This window comes from Mammaliicoccus sciuri, from assembly GCF_002901825.1.
Classification (GTDB): Bacteria; Bacillota; Bacilli; order Staphylococcales; family Staphylococcaceae; genus Mammaliicoccus; species Mammaliicoccus sciuri.
In genome coordinates this window covers 111,130-129,768 of record NZ_PPQD01000030.1, presented here as the reverse complement: position 1 = coordinate 129,768, position 18,639 = coordinate 111,130, and the positions used below count along the sequence as shown (strand labels likewise).

The following is an 18,639-nucleotide window of genomic DNA, read 5'->3' as shown; positions in this document are numbered from 1 at the left end:
TTATTATTCGTGACGATCTTCATTAAATGCGATTGAAGTCATTTCAATTACTAGAATTGATTTTGCCCCAAGAATTTTTAATTGTTGTACAATATCATCAATTTCAGTTTTATGTCTCAGTCTTTCAACAAATACGATGATTTGTTCGTACTGATCAATCTCTAAATTGTATAAATAATGTGTGATTGTTCTTTCCAATGGAGACATAAAGCTAATTTTTTTATTAGAGTGTCTTAATGTACTCGAATCAAAATTAAAGCGAGTAGTACCTTGTACACGTATTTCTTTACCAGGTAAATAACGAGCAATTTGAAGTGGAACGTATAAGAATTCTCCTATACCAATGACAAATTTAGGTGAATCATCTAAAAAGTCATTCAATAATTCTCCCATACGTTGAAATAGATCTTCAGATACTTGTTGTTCTTTACCATTTAAAGTGAATCTACCTGTTGAAATAAAATATGGATTATCGTGAATCGTACCATCACGCAGCATGTTTTGTGCTTTTACAATAAAATGATCATTTATGACATTTCTTAATGAGTAATATTGAACTTTCGTATCGTGTTTTTGATTATCTAGTAGTTCATTTTGAATTAAATCTTTCGTCTCATGGTCAATAGCTGTAATTTCTACATCAAACGACATAAGTGAAATGATGTTGATTTTAATATTTAAAGATTTTTCCAAACTTGAGAATGCTTCTTTAACACTTTGAGATCTTAAATCAATAGGTGTTAATACAGTGAATGTTTCTCTTTCAGGACATTTATCATAAATCTTTTTAATGAGATTTAGTACAGAATTACCATTTAATAAATGATTATCAATGATTGCGACACGTTCATCATTATCAAAGAAGTCTTTATCTTTCGTATAGAAATATAAACGTTCTTGAGGATCAACAATATCGCTATGATCTAATAATGGTGGATGAGAAATAATCTTATCTCGTGTAGAAGCTAAGAACATCACATCATCATCAAATAAACTAAAAATCGATTGTCCTAAATTGACAGCACGTTCACTTAAGCCTAAAAATCTTGTTGGTGGATAGTGACCAAGTTTATTAGATTCAACCATATTTAAGGCTTGAATCATTTTACTGCGATTTTTACTGTTAATAGCTTTAGCGATCGTTTGAATACGTTCATCCGTTTCGCCTGTTAACGACTCATGATATAAGAATCCTAATAATAAACCAACAAGTAAAGGATGCTCTGGATATAATCCTCTAGAATATCCTAAACAAGGAGATACTGGTATAAATGGAAATTCTGAATGTTCTTCTTGTGTAATTGCGAGCATTTCATCTATTTCAAAATCAAATCTATTTTCTTTAACTTTCACTTCAACTTGCTGTTCGTTATCTAAAGGAAAAACTTTACTTACTTGGGACATGTGATTACTCCTTTATTTACTTGTATGCGTCCATTCATGGCTGAATTTCTTTCTCTTAATATGCGCATAAATTTGGTCCGCTGCATAGTCTTGGTTCGTATAAACAGTAATATCAAAAAATGCTTGATTCTCTTCAAATGGTTCATTTAAATATAAATCTTTAAGATGATCAAATAATGATTGCATCTGTTCCCGAGTTAAACTTGTATATTCTCTAAGTGTCTTCTTAACGAGTTGAGCATGTGTGTCATAAATACTTTGAACAACAATGACAAAGCGTTCATCTTGTTCCATAACATCATCAAATAAATTAGTTTGACCTGTCATATTTACACCTTCTTTATTCTAAAATTATCATTAATATTTATTATACTATATATATCGCAATATGAAAAAGTAGATTATAGTTAGCAAATTTTTATAAACGTTTTGAACAAGGGAGTTCGGGATTAGGGAAATGATATTTTGTGTAGGATTTGTTGTTACAAAAGTCGGCAGAAGTGTAACTAAGAGGCGCCATAGTAACAAAAGTCGGCAGAAGTGTAACTAAGAGGCGCCATAGTAACAAAAGTCGGCAGAAGTGTAACTAAGAGGCGCCATAGCAACAAAAGTCGGCAGAAGTGTAACTAAGAGGCGCCATAGTAACAAAAGTCGGCGGAAATGTAACTAAGAGCGTCTATAGTAACAAAAGTCGGTGGAATTGTAATTAAGGAAGCCGTTAGTAACAAAACTCAACAGAAGTGTAACTAAGGAAAGCAAGCACGAACAAAATTTTAGATATAAATAACGCCACTCAAGTTGATTGAGTGGCGCTTTTAAAAATTATTTCTTATATTGGTGTTTTCTTAAATCAATATCTTCAAGTTTGATAATTTTTGATTTCGTTGTGAATTTATGAATAAAGTATACTACGAAACCTAATATAATCGGTAAGAATGATTCGATTAATACTGGGAAGTTCAATGTCATAATGCTATCAAATGATTGACCGATTAATAAGAATGCTATAACAGCGATTACGATGATTGGTCCTAATGGATATAAAGGTGCTTTATATTCAAGTGTATCTGTCGCTGATTTGCCTTGTTTCTTAATGGCCATCCTTAATCGAATATGACTGATAATACTCATTAGCCAAACTAAAGTAACAAGTGCGCCTAACATATTCAACAATCTATAATAACCATCAGCGTTAATCGTTGCATATACGATAGACGCGAAAATTAATACGATTGTGACGCATAATGAAACGAACGGCATATTGTTTCTATTTAAGTTATTGATAAACTTAGGTGCTTGCTTATGTTGAGCAAGTGAGTAAAGTAATCTACTTGTAGCATATAAGCCTGAGTTACCAGCTGAAATAAGTGCTGTTAAAATAACTGCATTAATAATGGAAGCAGCAAATGCTATACCAACTCTATCAAATACGATTGTAAACGGACTTTGTGTTACAGTGTTTGATTTATTTAATAACAATGGATCAGTATATGGAATAATTGCTGCAATCACAGCGATTGCTAAAATATAAAATAATAAAATTCTCCAGAATACTTGTCTAATTGCTTTTGGCATGGATTCTTTAGGGTTTTCAGATTCACCAGCTGTTACGGCTACTACTTCTGTACCACCGAAGCTAAATCCAGCAACAAGTAGTACGCCTAAGAAACCAGAAATACCATTTACAAATGGTGCTTCTTTATAAGTGAAGTTTGATAATCCTAATGGTTCATTACCGCCTAAGATTCCAAATATCACAAGAACACCAACTATTAAGAAGATGATAATAGTCGCGACTTTTATAAAACTTAACCAATATTCAGCTTCACCAAATGCTTTAACTGTAAAAGCATTTAATAAAAATAGAATGATTAAGAAAATAATGCTCCATACAAACGGGTTAATATTTTGGAATATATCCCAGTATGTAATGATTTTTGCTGCAGTTAATATATCAACGCTTGTTACCAGTGCCCAAATTACCCAATAAAGCCAACCAACAGTAAATCCTGCTGACGGATCTATAAATCTACTTGAGTATGCACTAAATGAACCAGAAACTGGATAAAAAGTTGCAAGTTCTCCTATAGCTGTCATTAAAAAGTAGAGCATAACACCAATAATAGAATAAGCTATAAGTGCACCACCAGGTCCTGCTTGAGTGATGACTGCACCACTCGCCATAAACAAACCAGTACCAATTGAACCACCAATGGCGATCATTGATATGTGTCTAGTCTTTAATCCTCGTTTCATTTCTTCCATATAATTCACCTTGCTTTCTAATAGTACAATTTATCTGTAAATAAAATATACATATTATTTTATTAGTATTTCAGTAAATAAGCAACAAAAACTTTTAACGCATAAATGCTTTAAAGCCATAAAGTATAAATGTATAAAAATAGAAGTCATTTCAGATGTATGAATTGACTTCTTTGTCGTATATTTTCTTATAAAATAAGAAATTATTTAGTTTCGCGGTGTAAAGTGTGACGACCTAATCTTGGACAGTATTTTTTCATTTCAATACGTTCAGGATTTGTACGTTTGTTTTTAGTTGTAATATAATTTCTGTCGCCACATTCAGTACATGCTAACGTGATATTGACACGCATGTTCATCAGCCTTTCTATTCAGTAATCGTTACGTTTTATAATTTTAGCATAATACAAATGAGTTTTCAATGCAAAAATATGTGTATTATATAATTGCGATATGATGTGTAAAAGCGTATATTGTTATAATTAAAACAAATAATCATGTAGGAGTTAAAATATGAAAAAAATATATATTATAGTTGGTGCACTATTAATGATGGCGTTCATCCTTGCAGGTTGTAATAACCAAACATCAAAGGATGACAAAATTAAAATCTATGCTACAAACTTTCCATATGAAAGCTTTGCTAAACAAATTGGTGGCAAATATGTAGATGCCAATTCTATTTACCCAAGCGGTACAGATTTACATAACTATGAGCCAACTCAAAAAGAAATGCTCAATATCGCTAAAAGTGATCTATTTATTTATTCTTCAAATGAATTAGATCCAGTAGCTAAAAAAATTAGTTCTACTATTAAAAGTGATGATCATAAATTAGAAGCGGTAGCTAATTTGAAAGAAAGTCATATTTTAGAACATCATCATGAGCATGGTGAAGAAGAGCATGAACATGAACACGAAGAAAGTGCTAATGATCCACATATTTGGTTAGACCCAATTGTCAATAAAGAAGCGGCTAAATCTATTAAAGAAAAACTCATTCAAAAGGATCCAGAGCATAAAGATTATTATCAAAAAAATTATCAAGACCTCATTAAAGATATAAACGAAATTGATGAAAGTTTACAAAACATAACGAAAGATACAAAAAGAGATACAGTATTTATTTCTCATGATTCTCTAGGTTATTTAGCTACCAGATATCATTTTAAACAAAAAGGTGTCACAGGCATGAATAATGAAGAACCAACTCAAAAAGAAATATTAGAAATTATTAAAGATATTAACAATTCGAAATCTCCATATATTTTATATGAACAAAATGTTAGTTCAAAAATGACAGATATTATAAAGAAAGATACGAAAAGTAAACCGTTAAAATTTCATAATTTAGAAGTATTAACTAAAGATGAAGCAAAACAAAAAAATATTTCATATCAGTCTTTAATGGAAGAAAATATCAAAACTCTTGATAAAGCTCTAAATAAATAATATTTATAGTATTATTTCGTTTACTTTTACTACTTAACCATGTATAGTAACTAATGGATTATTATTAATAGTTGTGAAAGAGGTTATTGATATGAAAATTTTTGATTATGAAGATGTACAGTTAATACCAAATAAATGTATAGTAGAAAGCCGTTCTGAATGTGATACTACTGTAAAATTTGGTCCAAAGACATTTAAATTACCAGTAGTACCTGCCAATATGCAAACAGTCATGAATGAAGAACTAGCTGAATGGTTTGCTAGTAATGATTATTTTTATATCATGCATCGCTTTGATGAAGAAGGACGTATTCCATTTATCAAAAAAATGCAAAGCCAAAACTTATTCGCTTCAATTTCTGTAGGTGTTAAAGACAATGAATATACTTTTATAGAACAACTTTCTAATGAAGGGCTTGTTCCTGAATATATAACAATAGATATTGCACATGGTCATTCTGAGCAAGTTATTAGAATGATTAAACATATTAAACAACATATTCCTGAATCATTTGTAATTGCAGGTAATGTTGGTACACCTGAGGGTGTTCGTGAACTTGAAAATGCGGGTGCTGACGCAACAAAAGTTGGTATCGGACCAGGTAGAGTATGTATTACAAAAATTAAAACTGGATTTGGTACTGGTGGATGGCAATTAGCTGCAATTAACGCTTGTAGTAAAGCTGCTAGAAAACCAATGATTGCTGATGGTGGTATTAGAACTAACGGTGACATTGCTAAATCTATTAGATTTGGTGCAAGTATGGTAATGGTTGGTTCATTATTTGCTGCACATGAAGAATCGCCAGGTGAAACAGTTGAATTAGAAGGTAAACTATATAAAGAGTATTTCGGTAGTGCATCTGAATTTCAAAAAGGTGAGCGTAAAAATGTAGAGGGTAAAAAGATGTTTGTAGAACATAAAGGCTCTCTAAAAGATACGTTAATTGAAATCGAACAAGATTTACAAAGTTCTATTTCATATGCAGGTGGAAAAGATCTACATTCTATTACAAAAGTAGACTATGTAATTGTTCGTAATTCAATATTTAATGGTGACAGTGATCGCGGCTAAAACAAGTGAGGTGACGACTTGAGAAAAGTATTCTTTTTATTTATGTTGCTATTATGCTTAACACTTATCAAGCCAGTCCCAGAATCAAATTTGTCTAGACAAATTGGGCAAAAAGTATTGAATGTTCAACAAGGATTACAACACGAAGAATCAGCTAAAAAGGTTGAACTGAAGACACCAGATGACCAAGAATTTGCGATTAATAATATTCAAATCAATCAAACAAAAAGCGAAGTAGAAAAGAAACTTGGTAAACCTAAGCGTATAACAGTTAATGAATATAACGAGAAATGGCATGTGTATCATAACGACTATCATGAATTTGTGATGGTAAGTTATGGTCATGACAAAGTAACTGGTTTATATACAAACCAAGACCTTATAACTTCTAAAAAAGGTATCACAAGTAAAATGAACAAAGATAAAGTTCGTTCTATACTTGGTGAGCCTGAAAAAGCAATAGAAAAAGAAAAAGTGAAACTCATACAAAATGATGAAGATTATGATGTTTTCAAATTTGATAACATCTATACAACCGTGTTTTATGATAAACATGAAAATAATCAAATTAAAGGTCTCATGCAGATTGCATCATCAACTGAAGATAAGCGAACGAATCAGTATCATGCAGCATCTGATGAATACAAAAAAGCTTTAGAATTACAAAACTTTGATCTTGTAAATGCCGAAAGAGTACAGTTTGGATTACCGACATTAACTTATAATGAACGTATTAGCGAAACTGCAAGAAAGCATAGTCAAGACATGGTGAATAATGATTATTTTGATCATAATAACAAACAAGGTATGTCTCCATTTGATAGATTAGATCGAGATGGTTTTAAATATGTAACAGCTGGGGAAAACTTGGCTTATGGTCAAATCAGTAGTATATATGCACATCATGGTCTCATGAATTCACTTGGACATAGAAAAAACATTTTAAATAAAGATTATAAAGAATTAGGTGTAGGTGTTGATATTGGCGAAGAATTACAGCCATATTGGACGGAGAACTACATCACGCAACAATAGAAAAGAGATAAGTGGTATTATCTTATCAACGTTGATATAATTAAATCGAGAAAAGTCAATATTTCATATTTCCTTAAATGTTTAACACATGTTGTTTCTAGTAATTTTGATTGGTGAAATAACATATAAAGGGGTAGTTTTACATGGAAAATAAAGAAATAAAACGAAAAGATTTAGATGTCTTAGAACGTATTAAAGAATTATTAAATAAAAAAGATGTATCATAAATATATGACAAGTAAAGAAAGAACTCGATAAAGGGAATATGAAAAAAGGAGATGCAAGCGCATCTCCTTTTTGTTATGTTACATTTCTCTAAACAATCCAACAACTTTACCCAATACTGTAACGTTATCTAAATAAATAGGTTCCATTGTATTGTTCTCTGGTTGAAGTCTATATCGCGTTTCCTCTTTGTAAAAACGTTTAACTGTAGCTTCATCATCTTCTGTCATTGCAACTATGATATCACCATTCTCAGCGATTGATTGACTACGTACGATTACTTTATCGCCGTCTAGTATACCAGCTTCAATCATACTATCGCCGACAACATCTAATATAAAGATATTGCTATTATGTGTTGATGTGAAATGTGCAGGTAATGGGAAGTATTCCTCTACATTCTCTACAGCCGTAATAGGTATACCTGCTGTAACTTTACCGATAACTGGAACGTGAATGGTGTTCTCTTGGTTAACGTTCTCTCCGACTGTTTCTGTGATTTCTATTGCTCGTGGTTTAGTTGGGTCACGTTTAATGTAGCCCTTTTCTTCTAGTCTTGATAAATGACCATGTACAGTAGAGCTTGACGCTAAGCCGACTGCTAAACCAATTTCACGTACGCTAGGCGGATAGCCTTTCGTTTGTACTATATGTTTGATGAATTGATATATTTCAGATTGACGTTTAGTTAATTCTTTCATAGTCGCACGCTCCCAATTAATTATTTAAATTTATTATAGCACATACGTTTCCTTTGAACAAACATTTGTTCGTATTTTTATTGACTACGAACAGTTGTTCTGTTATTATAATAATACAAACAAACGTTCTAGGAGGAATTGAGTATGACAATTACAATTAAGAAGACAATATTAGTGTATATAGCAGTATTCTTCATGACTTTATTAATTGGATATTTATATTTAGCTCAGTCTAATGATCTTTATAATACAGAACAAACGTACGAAATGACCGATCATCAAATTAAACAACAAAGCGATAAACAACATAACCATATATCTGATTCCAATACATTAGTAGGGTCAATAGATTGAATTTAAACACGAGTAAATCCATTTGGATTTATTCGTGTTTTTTGGTATCTTTTATGTATAAAGAAAGTGGGGATATTATGCTAGATAAAGCAAAAATAGAAAGAATTAATGAATTAGCGAACAAAAAGAAATCTGAAGGTTTAACAGATAGTGAAGCTAAAGAACAAACAAAATTACGCGCTGAGTATTTACAAGCTTTCCGCGGTAATTTTAAAAATACAATCGAGAATACTAAAATCATTGATCCAGAAGGTAATGATGTAACTCCTGATAAAGTAAAAGAAATTCAAAAAAATAATAATATAAGAAAGTAAGTATAAATTAAGTAATAATAATTAATTTTTGAAAAAATTTCATGTATAATGAAAAGGGATTACAAGAATAAAGGAGACTACATTTATGTTTAACGAAAAAGATCAACTTGCAGTAGATTCAATCCGTGCTTTAAGTATAGATGCTATTGAAGCAGCTAACTCAGGACATCCTGGTTTACCAATGGGTGCTGCGCCTATGGCATATGCATTATGGACTAAGCATTTAAATTTCAATCCACAATCTAAGAACTATTTTAATAGAGACCGTTTTGTTTTATCTGCTGGTCATGGTTCTGCATTACTATATAGTTTATTACACGTTTCAGGTAGTTTAGAACTTGAAGAAGTGAAAAACTTCAGACAATGGGACTCTAAAACTCCTGGACATCCAGAATTTAGACATACTGATGGTGTAGAAGTTACAACAGGACCTTTAGGACAAGGTTTTGCAATGAGTGTTGGTATGGCGATGGCTGAAAAACACTTAGCAGGTAAATTTAATAAAGATAAATACGATGTAGTAGATCATTACACATATGTTTTAGCAAGTGATGGTGACTTAATGGAAGGTATTTCTCATGAAGCAGCTTCATTAGCAGGTCACTTAAAACTTGATAAATTAATCACATTATATGATTCTAATGATATTTCATTAGACGGTGAATTAAATAAAGCATTCTCTGAAAATGTTAAAGAAAGATTCACTTCATATGGTTGGAGCTATATCTTAGTTGAAGATGGTAATGACTTAGAAGCTATTGATAAAGCGATTACTGAAGCAAAAACATTAGAAGGCCCAACATTAATCGAAGTTAAAACAGTTATCGGTTATGGTGCGCCTAATAAAGCAGGTACTAATGGCGTGCATGGTGCTCCATTAGGAGAAGAAGAACGTGAATTAGCATTAAAAGCATACGGTTTAGATCCTTCTAAACGCTTTAATGTACCTCAAGAAGTATATGATATCTTCAGTGAAACAATGCTTAAACGTGCAAACGAAGACGAAGCAGCATGGGAAAAATTAGTCGAAGCTTATACAAATGATTATCCAGAATTAGGACAAGCATTTAAACAAGCCATTTCTAATGAATTACCTGTTGATTATGATAAAGAATTACCAGTTTATGAAGCTGGAAATAGCAGTGCCACTCGTGCGGATTCAGGTGAAGTGATTCAAGCATTAAGTAAATCAGTACCTGCATTCTTTGGCGGTTCAGCTGACTTAGCCTCTTCAAATAAATCAAATGTTAAAGATGAAGCTGACTTTAGTAGTGAAACACCTGAAGGACGCAATGTTTGGTTTGGTGTTCGTGAATTTGGTATGGCTGCTGCAGTTAATGGTATGGCAGTACACGGTGGTGTTAAACCATATGGTGCAACATTCTTCGTATTCAGTGACTACTTGAAACCAGCTGTAAGACTTTCAGCAATTATGGGTGTACCTTCAACATTTGTATTCACACATGATTCAATTGCTGTTGGTGAAGATGGCCCAACACATGAACCAGTTGAACAATTAGCTGGATTAAGAGCAATTCCTAACTTAAACGTTATTCGCCCTGCAGATGGTAACGAAACAAGAGTAGCATGGAAAGTAGCTTTAGAATCTGAAACGACACCAACAGCTTTAGTGTTAACAAGACAAAACTTAACAGCTTTAGATGTTGAAGAATCAGTGTTAGAAGAAGGTGTTCGTAAAGGCGGATATGTTGTATATCGTTCAGAAATCGAACCTGAATACTTACTACTAGCATCTGGTTCAGAAGTTTCATTAGCTGTAGATGCAGCTAAAGATATCGAAGCACAAGGTAAAGGTGTACAAGTTGTATCATTACCTAACTGGCATGCATTTGATCAACAAGATGCTGAATATAAAGCATCAGTATTACCAGCATCAATCACTAAACGTGTAGCAATCGAAATGGCATCTTCTCTAGGTTGGCATAAATATATTGGCATTGAAGGAAAAGTCATTACAATTGATACATTCGGTGCAAGTGCGCCTGGCGACTTAGTAGTTGAAAAATACGGATTTACAAAAGAAAATGTATTAAACCAAGTATTAAGCTTCTAAAGAATCTTAAAAAGCCTCATCCAAGAAACTTGGCTGAGGCTTTTTCATTTTAAACATTAAGTTTCATCTTGATAAAATGTAATGAATTTAGTAAACTTTTATAGGATACAGAAAGTGGGTGAAATAATGGCAACGTGGTTAGCAATATTATTAATCGTCGTGGCATTAATCGGTGGGCTAGCACTTGGATTCTTCCTTGCACGTAAATATATGATGGATTACTTGAAAAAGAATCCACCAATTAACGAAGAAATGTTACGTATGATGATGATGCAAATGGGTCAAAAACCATCTCAAAAGAAAATTAATCAAATGATGACAATGATGAATAAGAATATGGATCAAAAAATTAAATAATCTTATATTAATCATAAGTAAAAATAAAACGTATAACCGTGATATTTTTAAACGAGTCTCAGACGTACACAACAGTCTAAGGCTCGTTTCTTATTTTGTTTAAGTTTTCACTTATTGTTCAAATAAAGGTGTTTTAACTTAATTGTTATTTGATAAAATAGAATATGAGTGAGAGGGGGATCATTGTGGAAATCACAGTATTTGTAGCTTTTGGTGCAGGCATATTAAGTTTCGTATCTCCTTGCGTATTACCCATTTATCCAGCGTTTATTTCTTATATAACAGGCATGAGTTATGACGACATCAAAACTAAAGGACTTAGTCGTAATGCAATCCTACATACGATTATCTTTTTGCTTGGTTTTAGTGTTATATATATGATACTAGGAATGGGTATAGGATATATTTCTGGTATGCTGATTAATTACCAAACGTTAATCAGGCAATTAGGTGCCATTATTATTATTGTATTTGGTCTCATTATATTAGGTGTATTTCAACCACAATTTCTAATGAAAGACCGTAAAATAAATTTCAAGACGAAACCCACAGGTTATATAGGTACTTTTCTTATAGGTATGGCATTTGCTGCAGGATGGACACCTTGCAATGGTCCAATTATTGCAGCGATTGGTACGTTAGCTGCTACTAATTCATCACAAGCATTACTTTATATGTTGTTATATGTATTAGGATTCAGTATTCCATTTTTCATACTGACATTCTTTATAACTAAATTACAAATTATTAAAAAGTACAATGTTGCTATCATGAAGTTTGGTGGTATAATTATGATAATTATGGGAATATTACTGTTCTTTGATTTATTAACGGAGATTACGATATTCTTCCAATCATTAGGTTTAAATTAAATATTATTGATATTTCGTACTTATAAGGGGTTTTAGATATGTATTTCCTTTTTTCATTTGTAATAGCAGCTTTAATGGGATTGGCAGTTATTGTTGTTAGAATGAAAGCACAAAATTATCCAACGAATGCTAAAAAGATCGTATTACCGCCATTTTTTATGGCTACAGGTGCATTGATGTATGTTGTACCGTACTTTAGATTAAATGGCAGTGAAATTATAGAAGCAATTTTAGTTGGTTTGTTCTTTTCTCTATTTCTTATCTTTACTTCTAACTTTGAAGTTAAAGGATCAGAAATTTATATGAAACGTTCTAAATTATTTCCGGTTATTTTAATATCGTTATTAATCATTAGATCAGTCGGTAAATTTTTCTTAAGTGATTCAATCGATCCAGGTCAATTAGCAGGTATGTTTTTCTTACTCGCATTTAGTATGATTGTACCTTGGAGAATAGCCATGTATGTAAAATATAAAAAATTAAAAGACCGTATGCCAATTGTAAATTAAAAAAACAACGCACATCTCAATTATTGAGTGTGCGTTGTTTTTGCATTTGAAATTTCTTCTCTATGATCAAAGATAGAAAATTTATTCTTCTCATCATCAGCTAATTCGAACAATTTTAAATATGGTGTATAATCTATATTAAGTTCGGTTAGCTTTTTCTTCATGAATTTGTGATCTCTTTTTGGTGTTGCTACGATATATCCTCTCATGATATGGTCAAGTTCGATTGTTGTGGCATGTTCTTCTAAAGCAATTTTAGAGACACGTCCACCTATCTTTTCTTTCGCAACATCCCTAAATAATTCTGGAACAGGTGAAACGAGTTCGTTTAATAAACTACGTGCTTCATCATTCCATAATGGTAAAGCTTTATTAATGTAGTAGTCTTGCCAATCAAGTTCACTCATACCATTATCTTTAGGCATACGTTTTAAGAATTTACGAAACATAAAGAATCCACCGATTGCAAGTAACGAAATAAATACGATGCACCATAAAATAATAAAAAATATAAATGCGTTACTCAATGAAATCACTCCTTAGATTTAGTATAAATGAAGCGTTTCAACCTGTCTAATAAATATTATAAAAGGAGCTTTAAAATGAAAATTTTACATACTGCTGATTGGCACATTGGTAAAACCATCAATGGTCAATCATTAATAGAAGATCAAAAGTTTATACTTTCAAAATTATTCGATGCAATTAAAGAACATCAACCAGATATTGTTGTCATTAGCGGTGATTTATACGACTTACACTATCCCAATAAAGAGTCGATGGTTGTTCTTGAAGATGCGCTTTCAACAATCAACTTAGAACTTAACACGCCAGTAATAGCTATAAGTGGAAATCATGATGGTAAAGAACGTTTAAACTATGGAGAGAGATGGTTCGAAAAAACAGGCTTAAAAATTATTACGGGATATGATCAGTTACTTGAACCTATTAAAGTGAATGATGTCAATATATACGTAATGCCTTACTTTACACCTGCTGATATTAGACATGTGTTTGAAGTAAAAGATATTCATACACATCAGGAAGCGACTGAATTTATTGTTCATAAAATGAAAGAAGTTATAAAAGAAGATGAAACGAATATTTTAATAGGTCATTTATTCGTTGCTGGTGGTGAATCGACAGACTCTGAAAGACCATTATCTATCGGAACAATAGAGACAGTCAGTGCCGATACATTTGAAATATTCGATGCTGTATTATTAGGTCATTTACATCACCCGTTTGCGATAAAGTCCGATTACATATTTTATTCTGGAACACCAATGCAATATTCATTTTCAGAGGCAAATCAATCTAAAGGATATAGACTATTTGATTTTGGTCATAAATCATTTAAAGAGTCATTTATTCCAATAGAACCTAGAAGAGCATTTCAAGTGATACAAGCAAGTTATGAAGATGTCATACATGAAAAATTAGACATTAAACATCGTGAAGACTATTTTCACTTTAAATTGTCTGATATGGACCATGTGACAGATCCACTTATGAAGATAAGAAGTATATATCCTAATACACTTCAAATATCTAGGAGAGATTATGAAGTTGCAAATGATGAAATAGATGTGGATGTTCATACTTTGACGGATTTAGAAATTATTGAATCATTTTATGATCATGTAACGGGTGAACCGTTAGAAGGCATAAAAAAAGAAAAAATCATCGCATTGTTAGAAAATGATTTAAATAAGGGGGCACGAGAATAAGATGAGACCTTTATTATTAAAGATGCAATATTTTGGACCATTTATAAATGAGGAAGTTGATTTTACACATTTATCTAAATCACAATTATTTTTAATCTGTGGAAAAACGGGGTCAGGAAAGACGATGATCTTTGATGCGATGGTTTATGCTTTGTTTGGTAAGACATCGACAGAATCGCGTGAAGAAGTTGATTTGCGAAGCCATTTTGCTGATCCTAAGTTACCTACAAAAGTAGAATTTGAATTTGAAATTAAAAACGAGCAATATAGCGTCGTAAGAACTGTGAAATACATTAAAGAAGGTAATAAAAACCCAACGAATGCAACTGTTGAAGTATATAAAAAAATAAATGATAAGTGGTCATTAGAAACGAAAAGTATTAATACAAGCAATGATTATTTAAAAGCGTTATTACATATGAATGTTAAGCAGTTTAGACAAATATTGATTCTTCCACAAGGTGAATTCAAACAGTTTCTCGTTTCGAACAGCACAGATAAAAGAAGTATATTAAGAACACTATTCGATAGTAATCGTTTTGAGTCGTTACAAGAACAATTAGAACTAGAAATGAAGAAAGAAATCGCATTAATCGAAAGTCACTATCAAAAAATCACACAATATTTAAATGACATGCATGATTTTGATGACGAAGCGTTACAAGAACATAAACAAGTTGAAGGCTATCGTTATGAAGTGATTCAAGATGCATTAACGTCATATGAAGCGGTAGGACAAGAAAAGTTAAAAGAACTAACAAATTTGAAAGCTAAACAGCAGCAACAAGTTAGTGAAATTGAAAATGTCTTTGAACAGGAGAAAGCATTAAAAGGAAACTTTGAAACGTTACAAGTTAAAGAAGCAGAATTAAATCAGTTGAAAAGTAAAGAGAAAGAAATCAATGATTTAAAGAAACAAGTTAAATACTTAAAAAGTGTACAATCTTTAACATATCAATATCATCAACTTAAAGATAAAGAAACTAACCATACAAACGAATTAAAAAATGATGAAGTACTTCAAAAACAAATAAGTGATAATGCACAACAATTAGAATCAATTGTACAACAAATAAATAATCTGCATAAAGAACATAAACAAATCGAAGAATATAGAGCATTTGTTCAAAATACTAAACATATAAAAGTAAATATAGATAAATATATAGAAGCAGAACAAAACCTGGTAAAACATAAGGAGAAACAAAAAGCACTAAATAATGCAATTGAAGAAGACAAGAAGGAAACAGAGCAATTAAATAGTAAACTTGGACACATTACTTATGACGAAAAAGATGAGCAAAATCAATTAAAAGAACAAGAAACAATGAAGTTAACATTACAAGGTCTAGAAACAACACAAAAGCTGTATGCAGATAAACAAGCGTTGGAAGAGAAAATACAAGCATATAATCGTCAATTAGTAGAATATGAAAATGAAAAAACGTCACTAGAACAACGTATTGATGCTGAAAAGGCGTTTGATATATTGAATGTGGAAGATGAAATATTAAAAATTCAAAAGCATGTTCATAAAGGTGAAGATTGTCCTATATGTGGATCAATCATAGAAACAATCAATGGCGATGTTGATTTTGAAAGCTTAAAACAAGAAAAAGCGAAACAATTAGAAGTTGAACAGCAGTTACAAGAAGTAAATCAACACATTACGACTTATAAAGAAAGAATTAATTTGACGAATGAACAATTAAACAAGTTAAGTAATGTATATGATGTACAAAAAGATATAGCATCATTAAACGAAAGTGTTGAACAAATTGTAAGTAAATTAAAAACTTATCAAGAGAATCGTCAGCATATTCAACGTCTAGAAAAAGAAATAAATGCTGTAGATAAACAGATAACAGAACACACATTACAATTAAATGATTTAAACCATAAAATATCTACATATGAAAATGATTTAGCGTACTTTAATAAAGAGACGGGGTATACTGAAGTATCATCATTTGTTGAACGAGTTAATACGTTAGAACAAACATTATCTAAGTTTGATCAAAGTATGAAAAAATTAAATGAACAACAAGAACAATATCAAAATGATAAGCAAACATTACAAATGCAACATGCTACGGTTAAAGAACGTTTATCTATGATTGAAGAACAAATTAAATCTACAAAAGACTATTTAAGTACTGAAATGAACAAACATGACATTTCTTTATATGCTCAGTTAGATGAGTTGTTATTACAAGTAGAGGATATTGATCGACTAGAAGAAAGTGTTCAGCAATATGACAAAAAGTATATAGAAGTTGAAGCGGTCGTTAAAGAACTTAGCAAAAAAGTAAGAGATCAAGAAATGCCTGATATTACTAATACGGAAGAACAATTAGTAAGTGCTAAAGATTCTCTAAACAATTTAACGAAACAATTGAATCAACTGCAATTAAAGGTTGAACAAAATGACCAAAAATCTAAAGCGATTCTTAACGTGATAGATAAGATTAATCAAGACCTTAAAGAACAAGAAGAAATGATTGATTTATCGAGAATTATGAATGGGAAGAATAGCCAGAAATTATCATTGGAGAATTATGTGCTGATTTATTATTTAAATCATATATTAGATAATGCAAATAGACATTTTCTTAAAATGACGAATAATCGCTATCAACTCGTGCGTAGAAAGGAAAAATCACAAGGGTTAAGTGGTTTGGAAATAGAAGTGTTTGATAGATTTTCAAATAGAACGAGACATATTACATCATTATCAGGTGGGGAAACATTCCAAGCTTCGTTGTCGCTAGCGATAGGATTGTCGAATGTTGTGCAGCAAGAAGCGGGTGCCATCCATCTAGAATCGATGTTTATTGATGAAGGCTTTGGTACATTAGATGCTGAAACTTTAGAAACTGCGCTCGATACACTCGTTAATATCCAAATGTCCGGTCGTTTAGTCGGTATTATTTCTCATGTATCTGAATTAAAGACAAGAATTCCAACCATATTAAATGTAAACAAGAATGGATTTTTAAGTACAACGGTATTTTCGAATAATTGAATGACACATCAAAGACATAAATAGATTAAATTACGTATTTAAGTTGAGATTTTTATTTGATATATTTTAACTAACAGAGTTATGGGAGTGTTAGGATGAAAAAGGGAATATTTCTAATATTGGTTGCAAGTATGATGATAATGAGTGCATGTAGTAATAACGCGATTGAACCAGACAGTCAATTTGGCAATAAAATGCAGTCATTCAATGTAACTGATCAAGATGGTCATAAATTTTCGCAAAAAGATATGAAAGGGAAAGTGTATATAGCTGACTTTATCTTTACGAATTGTGAAACAGTATGCCCACCAATGACATACAATATGAGTACTGTTATTGATCAACTTGAAAAAGATGGCGTTAAAAATTATGGGGTATTAAGTTTTAGTGTGGATCCAGCAAATGATACACCGAAAAAACTTAAAGATTACGTTAAACAATATAATGTACCAGATAATAAATGGACGCTATTGACGAACTACGATTTCAAATTTATTAAACAATACGCACAAGATAACTTTAAATCAATCGTGGCGCCACCACCTAAAGGTAGTACTCAAGTCACACATGGTACAAGTTTCTATTTAATAGATCAGAATGGAAAAATTATTAAATCATATAGCGGACAGGATGCTGGGGATAAGAAGTTCCCTAAATCTGAAATTGTAGCTGATGTTAAAACATTAGTAGAAGAAGGTCCAGTAGAAGATTAATAAACATTTAAAAAACCATCGATTATTGAACAATCAATAATCGATGGTTTTTTAAATATGTAAAACTTACTTTTCGCGTAAAGCGTCGCGGATTTCTGTAAGTAATACAGTTTGTTCGTCAACTTCTTCTTCTTCTTCGCCTTTTTTCATAATAGTATTTGCAATTTTAATGAATACAAATAGTGCGAATGCGACGATTAAGAAGTCAATGATAGATTGGATGAATAGACCGTACTTGATACCCATTAATGACCATTTTTCAGCGAAGTCTACTTCTCCAAAAATTAATCCAATAAGTGGCATTATGACGTTCTCAACTAAAGATGTAACAATTTTGTTAAAGGCAGCACCAATAACAACGGCGATTGCTAAATCTAAAACGTTACCTTGCAAAGCAAAGTCTTTAAATTCTTTTAATAATGACATATTAAACACCTCCTTATCGAATTTTATCATACATGAATATAGCATAAAAAGAAATAGTCAATTTGATTTTAAGTGTAATATTTGTTAAAGTGTTGAATGTTGCTGTTT

Annotated in this window: 19 protein-coding genes; 12 read left to right on the top strand and 7 right to left on the bottom strand. The window is 31.5% G+C overall.

Translation table 11 applies throughout. The features are described 5' to 3' along the window. Positions 1 to 3: 3 nt before the first annotated feature. The 4 genes from CD035_RS10455 to rpmG form a co-directional block, all read right to left on the bottom strand. On the bottom strand, positions 4 to 1,404 hold the full coding sequence (locus CD035_RS10455; protein WP_048542740.1) for a phosphoribosyltransferase domain-containing protein: 1,401 nt from the start codon (positions 1,402 to 1,404) through the stop codon (positions 4 to 6). Between the two features lie 12 nt (positions 1,405 to 1,416). Then, a complete protein-coding gene (locus CD035_RS10450; RefSeq protein ID WP_025905885.1) occupies positions 1,417 to 1,731 on the bottom strand; it encodes a hypothetical protein in 315 nt (104 codons plus the stop codon). Positions 1,732 to 2,226: 495 nt separating this feature from the next. After that, on the bottom strand, positions 2,227 to 3,669 hold the full coding sequence (locus CD035_RS10445; RefSeq protein WP_048543154.1) for an amino acid permease: 1,443 nt from the start codon (positions 3,667 to 3,669) through the stop codon (positions 2,227 to 2,229). Positions 3,670 to 3,872: 203 nt separating this feature from the next. Then, the gene (gene rpmG, locus CD035_RS10440) at positions 3,873 to 4,022 is read right to left on the bottom strand and encodes a 50S ribosomal protein L33 (RefSeq protein ID WP_049318964.1); all 150 of its coding nucleotides are present in this window, start codon (positions 4,020 to 4,022) and stop codon (positions 3,873 to 3,875) included. A 160-nt stretch (positions 4,023 to 4,182) separates the two neighbouring features. On the opposite strand from rpmG, the gene CD035_RS10435 reads away from it, so the two are divergent. From CD035_RS10435 to CD035_RS10425, 3 genes are all read left to right on the top strand, one after another. After that, positions 4,183 to 5,121, top strand: a complete 939-nt coding sequence (locus CD035_RS10435; protein ID WP_048543152.1) for a metal ABC transporter solute-binding protein, Zn/Mn family — start codon at positions 4,183 to 4,185, stop codon at positions 5,119 to 5,121. A 91-nt stretch (positions 5,122 to 5,212) separates the two neighbouring features. Next, the gene (gene guaC / locus CD035_RS10430; protein ID WP_025905892.1) at positions 5,213 to 6,196 is read left to right on the top strand and encodes a GMP reductase; all 984 of its coding nucleotides are present in this window, start codon (positions 5,213 to 5,215) and stop codon (positions 6,194 to 6,196) included. An 18-nt stretch (positions 6,197 to 6,214) separates the two neighbouring features. After that, positions 6,215 to 7,231: a CAP domain-containing protein gene (locus tag CD035_RS10425; protein ID WP_103354257.1), complete on the top strand. Its 1,017-nt coding sequence runs from the start codon at positions 6,215 to 6,217 to the stop codon at positions 7,229 to 7,231. Positions 7,232 to 7,536: 305 nt separating this feature from the next. Here the strand turns inward: CD035_RS10425 and lexA are convergent, their stop codons facing one another. After that, entirely contained in the window at positions 7,537 to 8,157 is a 621-nt protein-coding gene (gene lexA, locus CD035_RS10420) for a transcriptional repressor LexA (RefSeq protein WP_048543145.1), read from the bottom strand. A gap of 144 nt (positions 8,158 to 8,301) precedes the next feature. On the opposite strand from lexA, the gene sosA reads away from it, so the two are divergent. The 6 genes from sosA to CD035_RS10390 all read left to right on the top strand — a co-directional run bounded on the left by sosA (position 8,302) and on the right by CD035_RS10390 (position 12,637). Further along, on the top strand, positions 8,302 to 8,511 hold the full coding sequence (sosA, locus tag CD035_RS10415) for a DNA damage-induced cell division inhibitor SosA (protein ID WP_048543143.1): 210 nt from the start codon (positions 8,302 to 8,304) through the stop codon (positions 8,509 to 8,511). Between the two features lie 77 nt (positions 8,512 to 8,588). Further along, on the top strand, positions 8,589 to 8,825 hold the full coding sequence (locus tag CD035_RS10410; RefSeq protein WP_025905900.1) for a DUF896 domain-containing protein: 237 nt from the start codon (positions 8,589 to 8,591) through the stop codon (positions 8,823 to 8,825). Positions 8,826 to 8,910: 85 nt separating this feature from the next. Further along, positions 8,911 to 10,899, top strand: coding sequence for a transketolase (gene tkt / locus CD035_RS10405; RefSeq protein ID WP_048543141.1), 1,989 nt, complete (start codon positions 8,911 to 8,913; stop codon positions 10,897 to 10,899). A 126-nt stretch (positions 10,900 to 11,025) separates the two neighbouring features. Next, positions 11,026 to 11,256 carry a YneF family protein gene (locus tag CD035_RS10400; RefSeq protein ID WP_025905903.1) on the top strand — a complete coding sequence of 77 codons (231 nt, stop codon included), beginning with the start codon at positions 11,026 to 11,028 and terminating at the stop codon, positions 11,254 to 11,256. A gap of 185 nt (positions 11,257 to 11,441) precedes the next feature. Then, positions 11,442 to 12,128 carry a cytochrome c biogenesis CcdA family protein gene (locus CD035_RS10395; protein ID WP_080964705.1) on the top strand — a complete coding sequence of 229 codons (687 nt, stop codon included), beginning with the start codon at positions 11,442 to 11,444 and terminating at the stop codon, positions 12,126 to 12,128. Between the two features lie 38 nt (positions 12,129 to 12,166). Then, a complete protein-coding gene (locus CD035_RS10390; RefSeq protein WP_025905907.1) occupies positions 12,167 to 12,637 on the top strand; it encodes a CcdC family protein in 471 nt (156 codons plus the stop codon). 20 nt (positions 12,638 to 12,657) lie between these two features. On the opposite strand, the gene CD035_RS10385 is transcribed toward CD035_RS10390, so the two are convergent. Continuing rightward, entirely contained in the window at positions 12,658 to 13,164 is a 507-nt protein-coding gene (locus CD035_RS10385) for a DUF2621 family protein (RefSeq protein ID WP_025905909.1), read from the bottom strand. 75 nt (positions 13,165 to 13,239) lie between these two features. Between CD035_RS10385 and sbcD the strand changes: the two genes are divergently transcribed. The 3 genes from sbcD to CD035_RS10370 all read left to right on the top strand — a co-directional run bounded on the left by sbcD (position 13,240) and on the right by CD035_RS10370 (position 18,105). Further along, on the top strand, positions 13,240 to 14,367 hold the full coding sequence (gene sbcD, locus CD035_RS10380) for an exonuclease subunit SbcD (protein WP_048543139.1): 1,128 nt from the start codon (positions 13,240 to 13,242) through the stop codon (positions 14,365 to 14,367). Position 14,368: 1 nt separating this feature from the next. Further along, positions 14,369 to 17,392, top strand: a complete 3,024-nt coding sequence (gene sbcC, locus CD035_RS10375; protein ID WP_048543138.1) for an exonuclease subunit SbcC — start codon at positions 14,369 to 14,371, stop codon at positions 17,390 to 17,392. Between the two features lie 95 nt (positions 17,393 to 17,487). Beyond that, on the top strand, positions 17,488 to 18,105 hold the full coding sequence (locus tag CD035_RS10370; protein ID WP_048543136.1) for an SCO family protein: 618 nt from the start codon (positions 17,488 to 17,490) through the stop codon (positions 18,103 to 18,105). Between the two features lie 66 nt (positions 18,106 to 18,171). Here the strand turns inward: CD035_RS10370 and mscL are convergent, their stop codons facing one another. Beyond that, on the bottom strand, positions 18,172 to 18,531 hold the full coding sequence (gene mscL, locus CD035_RS10365) for a large conductance mechanosensitive channel protein MscL (RefSeq protein ID WP_048543134.1): 360 nt from the start codon (positions 18,529 to 18,531) through the stop codon (positions 18,172 to 18,174). Positions 18,532 to 18,639: the final 108 nt, after the last annotated feature.

Coding starts and splice junctions, on each gene's coding strand:
- rpmG (WP_049318964.1), bottom strand. CDS start 4,022: ATGCGTGTCAATATCACGTTAGCATGTACTGAATGTGGCGACAGAAAT.
- CD035_RS10370 (WP_048543136.1), top strand. CDS start 17,488: ATGAAAAAGGGAATATTTCTAATATTGGTTGCAAGTATGATGATAATG.
- tkt (WP_048543141.1), top strand. CDS start 8,911: ATGTTTAACGAAAAAGATCAACTTGCAGTAGATTCAATCCGTGCTTTA.
- lexA (WP_048543145.1), bottom strand. CDS start 8,157: ATGAAAGAATTAACTAAACGTCAATCTGAAATATATCAATTCATCAAA.
- sbcC (WP_048543138.1), top strand. CDS start 14,369: ATGAGACCTTTATTATTAAAGATGCAATATTTTGGACCATTTATAAAT.
- CD035_RS10450 (WP_025905885.1), bottom strand. CDS start 1,731: ATGACAGGTCAAACTAATTTATTTGATGATGTTATGGAACAAGATGAA.
- CD035_RS10410 (WP_025905900.1), top strand. CDS start 8,589: ATGCTAGATAAAGCAAAAATAGAAAGAATTAATGAATTAGCGAACAAA.
- CD035_RS10445 (WP_048543154.1), bottom strand. CDS start 3,669: ATGGAAGAAATGAAACGAGGATTAAAGACTAGACACATATCAATGATC.
- sosA (WP_048543143.1), top strand. CDS start 8,302: ATGACAATTACAATTAAGAAGACAATATTAGTGTATATAGCAGTATTC.
- guaC (WP_025905892.1), top strand. CDS start 5,213: ATGAAAATTTTTGATTATGAAGATGTACAGTTAATACCAAATAAATGT.
- CD035_RS10400 (WP_025905903.1), top strand. CDS start 11,026: ATGGCAACGTGGTTAGCAATATTATTAATCGTCGTGGCATTAATCGGT.
- CD035_RS10390 (WP_025905907.1), top strand. CDS start 12,167: ATGTATTTCCTTTTTTCATTTGTAATAGCAGCTTTAATGGGATTGGCA.
- CD035_RS10435 (WP_048543152.1), top strand. CDS start 4,183: ATGAAAAAAATATATATTATAGTTGGTGCACTATTAATGATGGCGTTC.
- sbcD (WP_048543139.1), top strand. CDS start 13,240: ATGAAAATTTTACATACTGCTGATTGGCACATTGGTAAAACCATCAAT.
- CD035_RS10455 (WP_048542740.1), bottom strand. CDS start 1,404: ATGTCCCAAGTAAGTAAAGTTTTTCCTTTAGATAACGAACAGCAAGTT.
- mscL (WP_048543134.1), bottom strand. CDS start 18,531: ATGTCATTATTAAAAGAATTTAAAGACTTTGCTTTGCAAGGTAACGTT.